Annotated in this window: 14 protein-coding genes; 3 read left to right on the top strand and 11 right to left on the bottom strand. The window is 71.9% G+C overall.

The features are described from left to right. Positions 1-503: 503 nt before the first annotated feature. The 7 genes from pheA to ACFVGW_RS13260 form a co-directional block, all read right to left on the bottom strand. Entirely contained in the window at positions 504-1,439 is a 936-nt protein-coding gene (gene pheA / locus ACFVGW_RS13290) for a prephenate dehydratase (protein ID WP_385852043.1), read from the bottom strand. Between the two features lie 27 nt (positions 1,440-1,466). Further along, a complete protein-coding gene (efeB, locus tag ACFVGW_RS13285; protein ID WP_385852042.1) occupies positions 1,467-2,747 on the bottom strand; it encodes an iron uptake transporter deferrochelatase/peroxidase subunit in 1,281 nt (426 codons plus the stop codon). A 5-nt stretch (positions 2,748-2,752) separates the two neighbouring features. Then, positions 2,753-4,858, bottom strand: a complete 2,106-nt coding sequence (locus ACFVGW_RS13280; RefSeq protein ID WP_385852041.1) for a copper resistance protein CopC — start codon at positions 4,856-4,858, stop codon at positions 2,753-2,755. Between the two features lie 25 nt (positions 4,859-4,883). Next, entirely contained in the window at positions 4,884-5,360 is a 477-nt protein-coding gene (locus tag ACFVGW_RS13275) for a copper chaperone PCu(A)C (protein WP_385852040.1), read from the bottom strand. Further along, a complete protein-coding gene (locus ACFVGW_RS13270) occupies positions 5,357-6,088 on the bottom strand; it encodes an SCO family protein (protein WP_385852039.1) in 732 nt (243 codons plus the stop codon). Before ACFVGW_RS13270 ends, ACFVGW_RS13275 begins: the two co-directional genes overlap by 4 nt. A 30-nt stretch (positions 6,089-6,118) precedes the next feature. Beyond that, positions 6,119-6,871, bottom strand: a complete 753-nt coding sequence (locus tag ACFVGW_RS13265; RefSeq protein WP_385852038.1) for a YcnI family protein — start codon at positions 6,869-6,871, stop codon at positions 6,119-6,121. Positions 6,872-6,996: 125 nt separating this feature from the next. Then, positions 6,997-7,803 (bottom strand): hypothetical protein, encoded by an 807-nt coding sequence (locus ACFVGW_RS13260; RefSeq protein ID WP_385852037.1) that lies wholly within the window; start codon positions 7,801-7,803, stop codon positions 6,997-6,999. Positions 7,804-8,170: 367 nt separating this feature from the next. On the opposite strand from ACFVGW_RS13260, the gene ACFVGW_RS13255 reads away from it, so the two are divergent. Beyond that, complete coding sequence (locus ACFVGW_RS13255) at positions 8,171-8,617, top strand: ATP-binding protein (protein WP_352188604.1); 447 nt, start codon at positions 8,171-8,173, stop codon at positions 8,615-8,617. A 275-nt stretch (positions 8,618-8,892) separates the two neighbouring features. Here the strand turns inward: ACFVGW_RS13255 and ACFVGW_RS13250 are convergent, their stop codons facing one another. Then, entirely contained in the window at positions 8,893-10,350 is a 1,458-nt protein-coding gene (locus tag ACFVGW_RS13250) for an aminopeptidase P family protein (RefSeq protein ID WP_383227482.1), read from the bottom strand. 111 nt (positions 10,351-10,461) lie between these two features. After that, positions 10,462-11,949, bottom strand: coding sequence for a PP2C family protein-serine/threonine phosphatase (locus tag ACFVGW_RS13245; RefSeq protein WP_383227480.1), 1,488 nt, complete (start codon positions 11,947-11,949; stop codon positions 10,462-10,464). Positions 11,950-12,329: 380 nt separating this feature from the next. On the opposite strand from ACFVGW_RS13245, the gene ACFVGW_RS13240 reads away from it, so the two are divergent. Together ACFVGW_RS13240 and ACFVGW_RS13235 are read left to right on the top strand one after the other, a co-directional pair. Next, positions 12,330-13,010 carry a bifunctional DNA primase/polymerase gene (locus ACFVGW_RS13240; protein ID WP_385852036.1) on the top strand — a complete coding sequence of 227 codons (681 nt, stop codon included), beginning with the start codon at positions 12,330-12,332 and terminating at the stop codon, positions 13,008-13,010. 309 nt (positions 13,011-13,319) lie between these two features. Continuing rightward, positions 13,320-13,946, top strand: coding sequence for a hypothetical protein (locus ACFVGW_RS13235; protein WP_385852035.1), 627 nt, complete (start codon positions 13,320-13,322; stop codon positions 13,944-13,946). A gap of 221 nt (positions 13,947-14,167) precedes the next feature. Here ACFVGW_RS13235 and ACFVGW_RS13230 read toward each other — a convergent pair whose 3' ends face one another. Both ACFVGW_RS13230 and ACFVGW_RS13225 read right to left on the bottom strand, forming a co-directional pair. Continuing rightward, the gene (locus tag ACFVGW_RS13230) at positions 14,168-15,139 is read right to left on the bottom strand and encodes a DUF5926 family protein (RefSeq protein ID WP_385852034.1); all 972 of its coding nucleotides are present in this window, start codon (positions 15,137-15,139) and stop codon (positions 14,168-14,170) included. A gap of 602 nt (positions 15,140-15,741) precedes the next feature. Beyond that, on the bottom strand, positions 15,742-16,344 hold the full coding sequence (locus ACFVGW_RS13225; RefSeq protein WP_385852033.1) for an ATP-binding protein: 603 nt from the start codon (positions 16,342-16,344) through the stop codon (positions 15,742-15,744). Positions 16,345-16,389: the final 45 nt, after the last annotated feature.

Below are 16,389 nucleotides of genomic sequence, written 5' to 3'. Positions count from 1 at the left end.
TATGCCCGAATTGCCGGTATTGGGAAATGCTCTCCCTATTCGTCAATAAACGGGACAACGACCCCCGAAAAGGGGCGGACCGGTGTGCGTGGCTGACCGAACCGCCCTGCGGGGACACGGACTTCTCCACAGCGGGGGCGCGGACCGCGGAGTTTTCCACAGCCTGTGCGGAACTTCTGTGGATGGTGAACGAATTCCTGGGCGCAATCATGATCAAACCACCCCCGGACACTCTTCCGGGTGGGAATTCCTCGTTCTCACTCGCTCTAAAGAGTTGATCAACGGAATGGGGGTGACGAGAGGAGAGCTGCGCCCTGTGGGTGATCGGAAGCCGACTGGAGCGATTTGTCGACCTCACTCCCCAGCCATATCGACTTGTCCCCAGGTCGAGCCCGCAGCCTGTGGATAACTATGTGCGTGGAAGGAAAATATGCAGGTAGGACTAGTGGCTCGTGCCTGTGGACGACCGCCCCCGGCGACGGAGGCGGTGGGGCACGATCAGGTCAGGCCCGACCGTCCTGGGCCCTCGCCAGCCAATCGGAGGCCGCCATGAACTCCGCGTCCGACGTCCCGCGCCGCAGCGCCCGTACGTCCTCCGTCGCGACGCCCGCCCGCGGGTACGAACCGAGGAACCGCACCTTCGGGCAGATCCGCTTCAGACCCATGAGCGCCTCGCCCACGCGCCGGTCCGAGACATGGCCCTCGGCGTCCACGGCGAAGCAGTAGTTGCCGATCCCCGCGCCCGTCGGACGGGACTGGATCAGCATCAGGTTCACCCCGCGCACCGCGAATTCCTGCAGCAGCTCGAGGAGGGCACCCGGATGGTCATCACCCAGCCACAGCACCAGCGACGTCTTGTCCGCGCCCGTCGGCGCCGCGGGCCGGGCAGGACGGCCCACCAGCACGAACCGGGTCTCGGCGTTCTCCGCGTCGTGGATCTCGGTGACCAGGGCCTCCAGGCCATAGGTCGCCGCCGCGAACTCGCCGGCGAAGGCCGCGTCGAACCGGCCCTCCTGCACCAGCCGGGCACCGTCCGCGTTCGAGGCCGCCGACTCCCACAGAGCGTCGGGCAGGTGGCCGCGCAGCCAGTTCCGCACCTGCGGCTGCGCCACGGGGTGACCGGTGACTGTCTTGATCTCGGCCAGCTTGGTGCCCGGCCGGACGAGCAGCGCGAAGGCGATCGGCAGGACCACCTCGCGATAGATCATCAGCGGCTCGCCGGAGGCCAGCTCGTCCAGCGTCGCGGTGACGCCGCCCTCCACCGAGTTCTCGATCGGCACGAGCGCGGCGGCCGCCTCTCCGTTGCGCACGGCGTCCAGCGCGGCGGGGACGGAGACCATCGGGACGAGCTCCCTGGTCGCGGCCTCGGGCAGCGTACGCAGCGCGGCCTCCGTGAACGTGCCTTCGGGGCCGAGATACGTATACCGAGTGGCTGACATACGGTCACCCTAATAGGCGCCCGGCTTTCAGGACTCCAGAAGCCGCTGGCCCACGTACTCGCCCTCCGCCGCCCCGCCCGGTACGGCGAAGAGGCCGCTCGCCTCGTGCCGGAGGAAAGGGGAGAGCGCGTCGCCGCGGTCGAGCTTGCGCTGGACGGGCACGAAGCCCCTGAGCGGGTCGGCCTGCCAGCAGATGAAGAGCAGCCCGGCGTCGGGGGTGCCGTCGGGCGCGATGCCGTCGTGGAAGGAGAACGGGCGGCGCAGCATGGCGGCCCCGCCGTTCTGTTCGGGGGCGGAGATCCGGGAGTGGGCGTTGTCCGGGATCACGAGCTTGCCGTCGGGTCCGGTCTTGTCGAGGTCGAGTTCGGTGGTCTCGGTCCCTCCGGTGAGCGGGGCACCGTCGGACTTGCGGCGGCCGATGACCTTCTCCTGCTTGTCGAGGGGGAGCTTCTCCCAGTCGTCGAGCAGCATGCGGATCCGGCGGACGACCGCGTACGAGCCCCCGGCCATCCACTCCTGCGCTCCGGACGCGCCGGTGCCGCCCCCGGCGGGGACGAAGATCCGCTGGTCGAAGTCGGGGTCGGACGGCTTGGGGTTGCCGGTTCCGTCCACCTGGCCCATGAGGTTGCGGGCGGTCATGGGCCTGGCCGTGGCTCCCGCGGACCGGTTGAAGCCGTTCATCTGCCAGCGGACGGTGGCGGCCGAGCCGGCGTCCTTCTGCAGGGCCCGCAGGGCATGGAAGGCGACCAGCGCGTCGTCGGCGCCGATCTGGACCCAGAGGTCCCCCTCGGACCGCTTGGGGTCGAGGGCGTCGGCGGAGAAGGCGGGCAGCGCGTCGAGCTGCCCGGGACGGCGGGCGGTGAGCCCCGTACGGCCGAAGAAGGAGTGACCGAAGCCGAAGGTGACCGTCAGGGAGGAGGGTCCCGCGTCCAGGGCGATGCCGGTGTCGTCGGTCGACGGTTCGCCCGCCATCAGGGCCTTCGCCGTCGCCGACCAGCGGCGCAGCAGCGCGGCGGCCTCCTTGCGGCCGGCTCCGGGCGCGAGGTCGAAGGCGATCAGATGGCCCCGCGCCTGAAGCGGAGTGGTGATCCCTGCCTGATGTTTCCCGTGAAACATCGCCTGGGCCGAGCCGACCGTCGCCAGCGCCTTCCCCTCGCCGGCGGAGGAGGCGGAGGTGCCCGAGTCGGCGACCGCCGCGTACACCCCGGTACCGCCCGCCGCGCCGAGTGCGAGTCCGGCCGCGCCCGCCGCGCCGACCGTGCCGAGAAGCCGCCGCCGGGAGATCTCAAGGTTGTCGTCGTTGCTCACGTCGGTCAGCCGATCTTCACGTTCTTGTCGATGGTGGTCTGGTCGATGTCGGAGGTACGGACGGTCACTTGGATCTGCCACTCCCCGGCCATCGGGATCTGCACGCCGTTGGCGCTCCAGTGTCCGGCCTGGATCCGGTCGGGTACGACGGGCAGCGGGCCGACGTCCTTCGCCTTCAGCGTGAAGGCGACCTTGATCTCGGGAAGGTCCAGGGGGCGGCCGTCGGGGTCGTCGACGAAGAGGTGCAGGACGTTGGCGCCGGTCCGGCCGGGGTCGAGGCTGAGCCGTACGGTCCCCTTGCCCGCGGCGCCTCCGGTGTCGAACGGCAGCCGGATGTCGACGGGCCGCTCGGGGACAGCGGTCGAGCCGGCGGCGGACTGCGAGCGTCCCGCCTCCTCCTCCGTGCGGCCGGGTTCGGTCGAGGTCAGGACGGTCGTCACGGCGAGCAGGACGACGGCGACGACAGCTTCGGTCAGGACGGAGCGTCGCAGGCCGGTGCGCTCGGGGTCGGCGTCCCGGTCCCGCTTCGTGCGGGCGGTGGCGACGGCGGCGCGCTGCCGGGCGAGCTGGGCGGCCCGCTCGGGGTCGACGGCCTCTTCCTGAGCGGCCTCTCCGGCGGCCGCTTCTCCGGCGGCGGTCTCCGTGGTGTCCTCGGCCTCGGCGGCTTCCTCCGCCTCGGACGCCGCCCCGGGCGCCGCCTCGGGCGCCTCGGACGCGTCGGTGTCGTCGGTCTCGCCCAACGCGTCGGTCTCGCCCAACGCGTCGGTCTCGCCCAACGCGTCCTCCTCGCCCAACGCGTCCGCCTCGGCCAACGCGTCGGAGCGGCTGTCGGCGCCGGCGCCGTCGGAGGCCCCGTCGGACACCGTCGGGTCGCCGAGGCGCTGGGTCCAGCGCCGGGACACCCAGGCGATGCCGACCAGGACGGCCACCAGCCCGATCTTGGCCAGCAGCAGCCGGCCGTAGGAGGTGCCGGTCAGCGCGGACCAGGAGCCGACCTGACGCCAGGACTGGTAGAGCCCGGTGGCCGCGAGGACGACGACCGAGCCGAAGGCGATCTTCGAGAAGCGTTCCACCGCCGCCCGCTCGATGCCGGGCGCCCGGTACAGCGCGACGAGCAGGGCGGTCAGTCCGCCGAGCCAGGACGCCACGGCCAGCAGGTGCAGCAGGTCGACGGGCATCGCGATCAGCGGCTGGATGCCGGTGGAGGCGTGCTCGGCGAGGGCCCAGGTGCCGGCGATGCCGGCGGCGACCACACTGCCGCCGATCGCGAGCCCGAAGGTGAGGTCCTTCTTCTCCTTCTCGTCGGTCCGTTTGGTGTACGTCCCGAAGAGCACGGCGATGAAGAGCGCGGCGGCGCCGAGCAGCAGCAGCCGGGAGATCAGTGCGGCGCCCGTCTTCGTCTCCAGGACGGAGCCCAGTCCGCCGAGGTCGAAGGCGTCGGCGAGTTCGCCGGATCCGGTGTACGGGTTGCGCAGCAGCAGCATTGCCAGGGTGGCCGCGGTCAGGGTGAGCCAGCCCCGGACGACGAGCCGCTGGAGGGCCTGGACGCTCGCGCCGCGCGGCCAGCAGGCCAGGACGAAGGCGCCGCCGCCGACGAGGACGACGAAACCGGCGTAGGAGAGGTAGCGGGCGATGCCGTAGAGCGCGCCGACGAGTCCGCCGCCGACCTCCTGGTCGGGGAGGGCGACGGAAGTCTGGGAGGGGGCGCCGATGGAGAAGGTGAAGGCGCCCGCGATGGGGTGGCTGTCGGCGGAGACGGTCTGCCAGGCGACGGTGTACGTGCCCTCGGGCAGCCCGGCGCGGAGGCCGACCCCGTATCGGACGATCGAGCCGCTGCACAGGTCGCGTATCTCGGAGGTGTCCACGCGCTTGCCCGCCGGGTCGAGGACCCGGATCGAGTCGTCGCTCATGGCGACCTGCTCGGAGAAGGTGAGGTTGACGTCCTTGGGGGCGGTGGCGACCACCGCCCCGTCCTGCGGGTCGCTGCCGGTGAGCGCGGCATGCGCGGACGCGGGCGCCGCTGCGGCGAGCAGGGTGCCGAGAAGCGTGGCCGCGACGAGCAGCAGCCGAACCAGGGCGGTTCCGAGGCGCGGGGCGGTGGTGGTGGGCATGTGTGTTGTCAGTCCCTCAAGTAGCTCAGTGCTGCTTCGGGTTGTGGGTGGCGGCCTCGACGGGAAGATCGACCTTGATGGGGTCGGACTTCTCGAAGTGCAGCTCGATGCTGACCTTCTCGCCCTGCTTGGGCTTGGTCTTCAGCGCCATGAACATGATGTGGCTGCCACCACGTTCGAGCTTCAGCTCGCCGTTCGCGGGGATGTCGAAGGACTTCACCTGCTGCATCTTCTGGTTCTTCGTCTCGTGGATCTGGACGTCGTCCGAGATCGGGCTCGTGACGGAGGTCAGCTTGTCCGCGGCGCCGCTGTCGTTCTTGATGGTGAGGAAGCCGCCCGCCATGTCCATCACGGGCTGCGGCATGAACGCGCCGCTCACCTTCAGTTCGGGCTTGCCGTCGGCTCCGGCGGCCCCGGCGGAACTGTCGGTCGAGCACCCGGTCAGCACCAGCCCGGAGGTGAGGGCGAGGGCGGCGATCAGGGTGGTGGTGCGGCGGTTCACGGGTTCTCCCCCTTGATGAGCTTCGGCAGGTCCTTGGCGTAGTCCTCGACCCTCGTGTCCTCGCCGTACAGGACGTAGCCCTGGTCGGTCGTGGGCGAGAAGGCGATCACCTGGGCTCCGTGCATGGAGACGACCGAGCCGTCCTTCTCCTTCTTCGGCGGGTCGATGCCGATGCCGATCTGGCGGGCGCCCGCCTGGATCGTGGTGAAGTCGCCGGTGAGCCCGACGAAGGACGGGTCGCCGGCGGCGGGCAGCCACTTGGCGAGTTCGGCCGGGGTGTCCCGCTCGGGGTCGGTGGTGACGAAGACGACCTGGAGCTTGTCCTGGTCGGCCTTGGGGAGCTGCTTCTTGGCGATGGCGATGTTGCTCATCGTCAGCGGGCAGACGTCGGGGCAGTGCGTGTAGCCGAAGTAGATCAGCGTCGGCTTGCCCTTGGTCTGCGCGCGGAGGTCGAACTGCTTGCCCTGGGTGTCCGTGAGGACGAGGTCGGGCTTGCTGAAGGGGCGGTCGAGGACGGTCGCCGCCTTGGCGCTGTCGCTGCCGCCGGAGACCTCGGCGACCGTTCCGTTGCCGGAGCCGGTGGCCTTGTCGTCTCCGCCGCCGAGGCCGACCGCGACCGTCACCGCGAGGGCGGCGACGATCGCGGACGCGGCGACGATCAGGGGTGCGCGGCGGCTGGGCCGGGGCCGCGCGTCGGTGCTGGGATCGTTCGTCTTCTGGACGGACATGGAACTCGTTCTCTCGTGGTTCTCTGCGGTTCAGGCCGAGCGGCGGCGACCGGCGAGCAGGCCGAAGGCGACGCCCGCGACGCCGACGAGGATGCCGACGATGCCGAGGACACGGGCCGTGGTGTCGCTGCTGCCGGAGTCGGCGGCGCTCTCGGTGTGGGCCTTGTCGCCCTTGGCCTCGTCCTTGGCCTTGTCGTCGTGGCCGGCCTTGTCGTCCGCCTTCGCGCCGCCGCCGTGGTGGTCGTCGCTCGCCGCGGAGAGCTTCAGCACGGGCGCGGGGTTCTGGAGTTCGGCGCCGTCCTTGGGCTCCTCGATCCAGCGGACGACCTCGTTGTTGTCGTACGTCTGGATGGCCTTGATGACGAGCTGGTCGGTGTCCTCCGGCAGCTGGCCGAGGGAGAGCGGGAACTGCTGGAACTGACCGGGGCCGATCTTCGCGCCGCCCTCGGCGGTCCAGGTGACCTTGGTGACGGCCTCGTTGATCGACTTGCCGTGCAGCTCCAGCGGCTTGGCGAGCTTGGACTTGGTGACCTCGGACTTCCAGCCCGGGACGGGCTGCGGCATCACGGAGGCGAGGGGGTGGTCGGCCGGGAAATTGACCTCGACCTTGATGGTGGAGGCGTTGTCGCGCTCGTTCGGGACCTTGACGTTGACCGTCGCGTAGCCGCCCTTGGCGGCCTCGCCCTGCGGCTGGACGCCGACGTGCGCGAAGGCGGTGCCGGAGAGCAGCACGACGGAGGAGAGGGCGATGCCACCGGTGAGGGCGATACGGGAAACGTTCATGACTTCAGGACACTCCAGCTCGTAAGAAGGGTCGGGGTTCCGGCACGCCGACGGCCGGAAGGGTGTGATCCGGGTGGTGCGGGCGTACGACGGGCCGCGGGTCCGCTCTCGCCGAGCGGTCCGCGTCAGGCTGCGAGGACGCAGTCGGCGGCCGGGGGGCCGCGCCGGACGACCGTGTGCTGGAGTGCCTCGGCGCCGGTGGGCGGCGAGGTGTCGCCCGCGGTACGGGCGGGGCGGAGAGAACCGGCGGCCGGAAGCCCGGGGAGGCCGGCGAGCAGGGCCCGTACGAGAGTCAGCGCGGCGCGCAGGGAGCGGACGAGAGCGCATTCGGCGAGCTCGGTCGCCCCGTGGGTGGAGAGCCGGACGAGCCGGCCGAGGGCGAGGTCGCCGTGGCGCAGGAGCCAGCCGGTGGCGAGTGCGGCCAGGAGGTGGCCGAGCACCATCGGCAGGCTTGGCAGGAGGTCGACACCGGTCGCTCCGGCCGCGCCGGTCGCCAGGTGCGCACCGTGGGCCGCGTGCGCGGTGGCGGCGTCGGCCGGGTCGAGCCCGGCGTCGCTGATGATGCGGGTGGCGTCGGCGGCGCTCAGGGACGTCGCCCCGCCGCCGCAGACGATCTTGGCGGCCATCCGGATCAGCGCGTCCTCGGTGACCGGGCCGAGAGAGCCGGCCGCGAGCGGCCGCTGTCCGAGCCCGAACAGGACGTGCAGGCCGAGCTGTCCACCGGCCAGCGCGGTGACGATGGCGGGGAGCGAGCGCTCCCGTCCGGCGAAGAGCACGGTGACGCCGAAGATCGCCAGGAACCCGGCGGCCAGTGTCCACAGGGCGATGCCCGCGCACGCGGCGAGGGCGTGCCCGAGCCCGGACAGCACGACGCAGACCGCGGTGAAGACCGCGGCCCTCAGCATGCGTGGCGCGAGCGCGGGGGCAGACATGGCGGGCCCATCATCGCACCAGCCCCATGCCTCACATGAGGCAGGTCCGGAAGATCACCTTTGGTGCCTTCGGGCCGACTTCTGACGGGGTGCCGGGTGGTGGCTCCGGTAGGCGACCGGAGGGCCTCGGCTGGGTCCTCGGGCGTGCCTCGGATGCGCCTTGGGTGCGTCCTCGGACGCGTCCTCGGGTGTGCCTCGCGTGCGCGGCGCGTGCATGTCCGGACCGGCATACACCGGCGCACGGCGCGTACACATCCGCCGAACGAGGGCTCTTGTGGTTGCGAGGGGCTTACGGACCCCTTAGGGCGGCAATAGGTAACGGTATGTCGCGCCGCAGCATGTCGAGCCGCAGCCAGGAGGCTGAAGCATGAGCATCTGGTGGTCCCTCCATCTGAGGCGCGAGGCCGCGAGCGTTCCGCTCGCCCGGCGGCTGTTGCTCGGCACGATGGAGACGGCGGGGGTCGATCCCGACGTGTCCTACGAACTGTCGGTCGCCCTGACCGAGGCGTGCGCCAATGCCGTGGAGCACGGCGGGGACTCCGGTGCCGGCCCGGCCTCGGAGGAGTACCGGGTGACGGCCTATCTGGACGGCGAGACCTGCCGCATCGAGGTGGCCGACTCGGGGCCGGGTTTCTCCGCTGCCGGGTTCCCGGTGGCCTCCGCCGCCGCGGATGCCGAGAACGGGCGGGGTCTGCGGTTGATCGAGGAGCTGGCGGACCATGTCCACTTCGGCCGTACGGGGCGGGGCGGGGCGCTGGTCAGCTTCGACAAGATCGTGAAGTGGCGGACGGACGCGCCGCTCGCGCTGACCTGACCCGCTGCGGCCTGGCCGGCTCTGCTCCGGCCCGGCCCGGACCCGGCTCTGCCCCGGCCCGGCTCTCACCCAGCCGTCAGCCGGCTCTCACCCGGCTCTGCCCCCGCCCGGCCCGGCACCCAGCTCTGCCCCCGCCCGGCCACGACCTGACCGGGTGTGACCCGACCCGACCTGACCGGGTGTGACCTGACGAGGCGTACGAGAAAGGCCCTCGCCGACCGTGACGGTCCGCGAGGGCCTTCGTCGTACGCGCGCCTCGGGCGACGCGCGGTGGGTCAGCCCTTCAGGCCGGCCATCCACGCCTCGACCTCGTCGGCCTGGCGCGGCAGCGAGGCGGAGAGGTTCCGGTTGCCGTCCTCCGTGACGAGGATGTCGTCCTCGATCCGGATGCCGATGCCCCGGTACTCCTCCGGCACGGTCAGGTCGTCGGCCTGGAAGTAGAGCCCCGGCTCGACGGTCAGGCACATGCCCGGCTCCAGGGTGGTGTCGACGTACGCCTCCGTGCGCGCGGCGGCGCAGTCGTGGACGTCCATGCCGAGCATGTGACCGGTGCCGTGCAGCGTCCAGCGGCGCTGGAGACCCAGCTCCAGGACACGGTCGACGGGGCCCTCGACCAGGCCCCACTCGACGAGCTTCTCGGCGAGCACGCGCTGGGCGGCGTCGTGGAAGTCGCGGTAGGCGGCGCCGGGCTTCACCGCGGCGATGCCGGCCTCCTGCGCCTCGTACACGGCGTCGTAGATCTTGCGCTGGAGCTCGGTGTACCGGCCGTTGATCGGCAGGGTGCGGGTGACGTCGGCGGTGTAGAGCTCGACCGTCTCGACGCCGGCGTCGAGGAGCAGCAGCTCACCGGAGCGGACCGCGCCGTCGTTGCGGACCCAGTGGAGGGTGGTGGCGTGCGGGCCGGCGGCGCAGATGGAGCCGTAGCCGACGTCGTTGCCCTCGACGCGGGCGCGCAGGAAGAAGGTGCCTTCGATGTAGCGCTCGCTGGTGGCCTCGGCCTTGTCGAGGACCTTGACGACGTCCTCGAAGCCGCGGGCGGTGGAGTCGCAGGCCTTCTGGAGCTCGGCGATCTCGAAGGCGTCCTTGACGAGACGGGCCTCCGACAGGAAGACGCGCAGCTCCTCGTCGCGCTCGGCGGTGACCTTGTCGGTCAGCGCGGCCTCGATGCCGGCGTCGTGGCCGCGGACGGCGCGGACCGGCCCGGTGGCCTCCTTGAGCGCGGCGGCCAGCTCGCGGACGTCCTTGGCCGGGATGCCGAGGAGCTGCTCGGCCTCGGTCAGGGAGTGGCGGCGGCCGACCCACAGCTCGCCCTGGCCGTCCAGCCAGAACTCGCCGTTCTCGCGGTCGGAGCGCGGCAGCAGGTAGACGGTCGCCTTGTGGCCGCTCTTCGTCGGCTCCAGGACGAGGACGCCGTCCTGCGTCTGGTCGCCGGTGAGGTAGGCGTACTCGGTCGACGCGCGGAAGCTGTACTCGGTGTCGTTCGAGCGCGTCTTCAGGTTGCCCGCGGGGATGACGAGGCGCTCGCCCGGGAAACGCGCGGAGAGCGCGGCGCGGCGGTCGGCGGTGTGCGCGGCCTGGGCGATCGGCTCCAGGCCGTGCAGCTCGGTGTCGGCCCAGCCGGACTTCATGTTCTCGGCGAGCTCGTCGGATACGCCCTGGTACAGGCCGTTCTTGCGCTGCTTGATCGGCTCTTCGGTCTCGTCCGGGGTTTCCGGGGTGAGCTCGTCTGCCACGGGGGTCTCCTTTGGTACGACACTGAACCCCCTCCATCGTACGGTCGTACGGAAGGGGGCCCAGGGCCGGAAGACCCATTACCGCTGAGTCACCTGCGGGCTACGCGCCGCTCACTCGAAGCGGGCCGCGAGCAGGACGACGTCCTCTCCGTCGACGGCGTGGCCGAGCCCTTCGGGCAGCAGGGTCCGCAGGACGTGGTCGGCGATGGCTCCAGGGTCCGTACGGTCCGCCCTCGGGACGCTCGCGGCGGCCGCGTGCAGCCGTGCGAAGGCCCGGTCCATGGGGTCGCCGGTCCTGCGGAGCAGCCCGTCGGTGTAGAGCAGCACCGTTTCTCCGGCGGCGGGGGTGATCTCGACGCTCGGCGCCTCCCAGCAGGCGAGCATCCCCAGCGGCGCCGACAGCGAGGTCTCGACGAACTCGGTGCGGTGGTCGCCGATGATCAGCGGCGGGGTGTGTCCGGCTCCGGCGAGGACGAGTCGGCGCTGCTTCGGCTCGGAGTAGGCGAAGAGCGCGGTGGCCGAGCGGGCGGGCTCGGTGAGGCGGAGCAGAAGCTCCAGGTCGGAGAGGACGGCGACGGGGTCCTCGCCCTCCATGACCGCGTACGCCCGGAGGGAGGCGCGCAGCCGGCCCATGGCGGCGAGCGCGCTGGGACCGGTCCCGGAGACGGAGCCGACGGCGAGACCGAGTGCGCCCTCGGGCAGCGGCAGCGCGTCGTACCAGTCTCCGCCGCCCTGGGGGCCGGTCCGGTGGCGTACGGCGAGCTGGACCCCGGGGACCCGGGGGAGGCGGCTGGGGAGCAACTCCTCGGCGACGGTGGCGACCTGGACGCGGGCCCGCTCCAGCTCCAGGAGGCGCGCGAGGTGCTCGGCGGCATGGCGGCTGTAGAGACCGACGAGGTGGCGCCGGCGCTCGGTGGGTTCGGCGGGTTCGTCGTAGAGCCAGACGACGGCGCCGAGCTTCCCGGCCGCCTCGGTGGCGAGGGGGAGGGCATAGCTGGCGGCGTAGCCGAGCCGGGCGGCGACCTCGCGGTGGCGGGGGTCGAGCTCCGGTGCCGGTTCGGGTGCCGGTTCGGGGAGGCCGTCGAGGATGCGGCCGTACGAGGTGGCGCTGCGCGGCACGGTCTCGATGGTGCCGAGGTCGGCGTGGGCGAGTCCGAGGCCGATGGTGGAGGTGGGGCCGAGGCCGTCACCGGGTTCGAGGACGGCCATGCCGCGACGGGCGCCGACGAGGGCGGCACCGGCGCGCAGCACCTCGCGCAGCGCTTCGTCCAGGGAACCGGTCTTGATCAGGCGTTCGGTGAGTTCGTGGAGGGTGGTGAGGTCGGAGACCCAGCCGGCCAGCCGGTCCTGGATCATCGCGCCGGGGATGGCGGGGAGGGCCGACGCGGACGGGTGTACGGGCGGAACGGGCGCGGTAGTGTGCGCGGGCGAGGGAACCGTGGAATCGATTCCAGCCACTTTCGGCAGGTGTGGGGCGCTCATGTCGGCCGGCTTTCCGACGGGTGCGTTTCGCTCAATAGCATCGCAAACCCCCATGTCAATCTGCGCCGCAAGCAATGCATCCACATGTACACGCACAAGAGGAGCGATGTCCAGCATTGTCCCCACGGGACTTGTGGTGTCCGTGGGGTTTGGCAGAAGGGTTGAAGTGCAGGCCAAGTTGGCCGAAAATTGCCCCCGCGGCGCACCTTTTGCGGTCGACTGGCGTCGTTTGAAAGCGCGTTGATTTGAACGTGACGGGTACGTAATCGGTGATGGCCAGGGGCAGTTGGAACCGCCCCGGAACCTGGCAGGGTGCCTGGGCGTCCTCACCGCCGCAGGCCGCGACCCTTCGATGGACGACGAGCCTCAGCTCGGCCCCTCCCGCCCCACCCACGGGGCGGTGAACCGCCGACCTTGTACGCGCTGATACGCACAGTGAAGAGATCTGCACGTGGTGTGATGTGGATTCGGCGTTCAACGGAAAGGAACGAGCGCTCATGCGCGAGATCCTCGGAAGGCGACGCAGGTTCCGGTTCCGGCGCAGGGAAAGGACCGTCCAGCTCGACGCGGCGCTCGTGTGCGCCACCGAGTGGGGCTGGCCCGTACTGCCCGGCGTGGGGCTGAAGGCGACGACCCGTACGTCCAGAGGGCCAGGCTGCGCCTGTCCCGACCCCGGGTGTGTCGTCCCCGGCGCGCATCCCTTCGACCCCGGGCTGCTCGCGGCGACCACCGACGAGCGCATGATCCGTTGGTGGTGGACCCGGCGCCCGGACGCCCCGGTCGTCCTGGCCACGGGAGGCCCCGCGCCGTGCGCGGTGAGCCTGCCGGCCGTGGCGGGAGCGCGTGCCCTGGTCGCCCTCGACGCGATGGGCATGCGGCTCGGACCGGTGGTGGCGACGCCCACGCGCTGGTCGCTGCTCGTCGCCCCGTACGGCCTGGAACAGCTCGGCGACCTGCTCTACACGAAGGACAGCGTGCCCAGTTCGCTGCGGTTCCACGGCGAGGGCGGCTATCTGCTGCTGCCGCCGTCGGTGGCGGGGACGGGACAGGTGCGCTGGGAGCGCGCGCCGCTGGAGGGTTCGGCCCGGCCCTGGCTGCCGGACGTCGAGGCGGTCGTGGACGCGCTCGTCGAGGCGAGCACGGGAGCGCCGGGCGGCGGCAGCAGGCTCGCGTACTGACGACGGGCGGGTCGCCGGGCGGGTGACGGGCGCGCGCCGACCCCGAGGGGTGCGGCACGGGGCCGGACGCGCGGTGTTCGGGGCTCTGCCTCACCCGTACGGGTGTGAGGCCGCCCGACTTGTACGGGAAATGGGCGCGCGGCGCGCTGTGCGCCGCCGATCCGCCGATATCTTCGGCCCACCGTTCACGTTGATCACGTAGCGCGCGCTCCTTGTACGCGGTTCGCGCTCCTTGTCCACGGTCCGCGGTCCGCAGTACACGCCGTTCACGCCGTTCACACGTCGCAGCCAGCCGGGCAGGTGGGTCCCATGAATCTCCGCATGATCGGGCTCGGGGCCGTCGTGGTGTGTGCCACGCTCCTGCCGCTCGTCGCCCTCGCCGGTGAGGCCGCCGGCCCGGGCCCGGGCCCGGACGGTGATGGAAAGCCGCGCGCCGAGGAGGCCGGGCGGCGTGCCGACGACGGACTGCTGCCGGGGCTCGGCCTCGGCGCCCCGGAGGCCCCGCCTGCCCCGCCTGCCCCCGCGCCCGAGCCCTCCTCCTCTTCCTCCTCGGCCGCGTCTCGGGCCCCGTCGGACGTCGCCGGCCGCGCCTCGCACTGCGGTCCCGATCTGACGTCCCCCGACGGGATCGAGGCACAGACGTGCGTGCTGACGGAAGGCCCCGACACCTGGGCGCGTACGTACTACCGCAACGCGGGCGGCCAGCAGCTCGACTCCCTGCTCACCCTTATGGGCCCCGGAGGGCGCACCGTACAAGTGCGATGCGCTGTTCCCGCACAGGATGAACCGGGGGCGTGCGAGACGCCGCGCGAGCCCTCGCGGGGCGCCGCTTCGGCATATTCGGCCGTGGCGGAATTCGCTGGTTCGGGAGAGGGCGGCAGTACGCCGCTGCTGCTGCGAGCGGGGAGCAACATGGCCGCGCCGGGCGGCAGTTGAGCCTCGGGACGGGATCCGTCCGGGCATGAGAAGACCCGATCGCTGGCGACGGGGGATGCACCAGCGACCGGGCTTCTAGAACGGTAACAAGAGATCTGCGGTTCGCAAATTCGATCTCGGTTATTCGGACAGGGATTTACCTGGCCGCACGAGGAGTTGTGGCGGATGTCACCGACTGGTTGGTCTGTCAGTCCCCACCGTCACCACAGGCACCAGGGGTGTCAGCTCAGAGTGACCTGACGGTTGGTGAGCCCGCCGCGGGCGCGACGCTCCTCCGGGGTGAGCGGGGCGTCGGAGGCCAGCGCCGCCGCGAGCCGCTCGGCGAACTCGGCGGCCGGCTTCTCGCAGTCCTCGGCGCGCATCGAGGTCGGCAGGTCCCAGACCGGGACCATCAGACCGTGGGCCCGGAAGGAGCCGACGAGACGGGTGTCGTCGCCGAGGGAGGACGTACCGGCGGCGTGCAGGCGGGCGAGCGCGTCGAGGAGCTTCTCCTCGGGGTGCGGCATGACCCAGCGCAGGTGGTTCTTCTCCGGGGTCTCGCACCAGTACGCCGCGTCCACGCCGGTCAGCTTGACGGTGGGGATGGCGGCGGCGTTGGCGCGCTCCAGGGAGGCGCTGACCTCCGGGTTGGAGTTCTCGGAGGAGGACTCCGGAATCCAGAATTCGAAGCCCGTGTGCACGACCGGCGCGAAATCGCTGTTCGGGTCGAGCAGATCCTGCAGACGCGGGCCCTCGGCCGGAACGCGGCGGCCGGAGACCGGCGTGCCCGGCTCGGCCTCCAGGGCGCGCTGGAGGGTGTCGGCGAGATCGCGGGCGAGGTCGCCGGAGGAGGAGTCGTTCTGCAGGGCGAGGAGCACCGAGCCGTCGTCGCGGCGGAGCGCGGGCCAGGCCATGGGCAGTACGGTCGCGAGCGTCACGGACGGCACGCCCTCGGGCAGCCCGTCCTTGAGGGTGAGCGGAACGGTGGCGGCGGGTACCAGCTCGCGCAGCGCGACCCAGTCGCACTCGCCGGGCAGCCCCTCGAAGGGGCGCTGGACCAGCTCGGTCACGGCGTGCGCGGCGGCCCGGCCGTGACACGCCTTGTAGCGGCGGCCCGATCCGCAGGGGCACGGCTCGCGCGCACCGACGACCGGGATCTCCCCGTTCGTGACCTGTGCCTTGACGGCCTTCGTCTGGGGGCGCTTCTTGGCCATGGTGTGGCTTCTCCCGATAGCGGCAGTGCGTGTGGTGCAGGCCGCGCTCGGTGCACGGCTCTGTGTCGGGCGAGCCTAGCCGTACGGAGGCGCCGAGGGCCTCAGGCGGACACGTTCCCGGTGCGGGGGTCCGTACGGGGGCCGGTGCCGAGCCGGTGCGGGGATCCGTGCCGAGCGGGTGCCGGGCCGGTGCCGTGGGCCGTGATGCGGCGGTATCGGGGCCCCGCGCCGGGGCGCGTGCCGGGCCCGTGCCGCGGTCGGTGCTGGGCCGTGCTGTGGTCAGGCGCCGGGATCCTTGCCGTGGGCGGTGCCGGGCCGGTGCCGTGGGCCGCGACGCGGCGGTATCGGGGCCCGTATCGGGGCCCCGCGCCGGGGCCCGTGTCGTGATCGGTGCCGGGATCCGTGCCGGGCCTGTGCCGTGGTCGGGCGCCGGGATCCGTGCCAGGCCGGTGGGCGCGGGCGGTGCCGGGCCGGTGCCGTGGTTGCCGGCGTCGTTGCCGGGGTCCTCGCAAGGCTCGCGCGTGCCGCAGCAGGCGCCGGCGTCGTTGCCGGGGCCCCGCTGGGTCCGCCCCTCCCGCGGTCGGGTGTCGCCGGGGACCGGGTCAGTCCAGGTCGTCGTACGCGTCCAGGAACTCGAACCCCTGGCCGCCGCCGACCCGCGCGGCGAAGTCCTCGCGGCGATGGCCTTCGGTGACGACGACCCAGACCGTCACCTCGCCGGACGCGTTGTCCCGTACGCCCCAGTCCTGGGCCAGCGCACTGATGATGTTCAGCCCGCGGCCGCCGCGCGCCGTGACCGAGGGCGTCGACGGAACAGGCCGCGTGGGACCACCGCCGTCCGTCACCTCGACCGTCAGACCACCCGACGGATCGACGCGCCAGGCCGCACGGACGTCCCCGTCGCCCACGTCCGCCCGCCCCAGCGGCCTGCCGTGCCGGCAGGCATTGCTGAGCAGCTCGGAAAGGATCAGTACTGCATCGTCGACGACCGATTCGGACATCCCGTTGCGGCTCAGCTGCTCCCGCATACGGTGTCTCGCCTCACCCACGCCCGCAGGGCCATGGGGTACGGCCATGCTCGACGACGTGGGCACCTCCTGTGCCACCACCAACGCCACCCCCGAGACCTCCTTTGCCCCACGCCACGGTGTGGATGCCCCGATGGCCTGGACCGGAAACCGCCTCATGAGCGTGCGGTGACGCACTCGTGACGATCGAGTACGGACCGAACGCGCCGGTGCACTCCCTGT

Origin of the sequence: Streptomyces sp. NPDC127129, assembly GCF_042671585.1 — a bacterium.
GTDB lineage: Bacteria > Actinomycetota > Actinomycetes > Streptomycetales > Streptomycetaceae > Streptomyces.
Note: the sequence above shows the minus strand (reverse complement) of the source record. Positions and strands in the feature narration are given on the sequence as shown.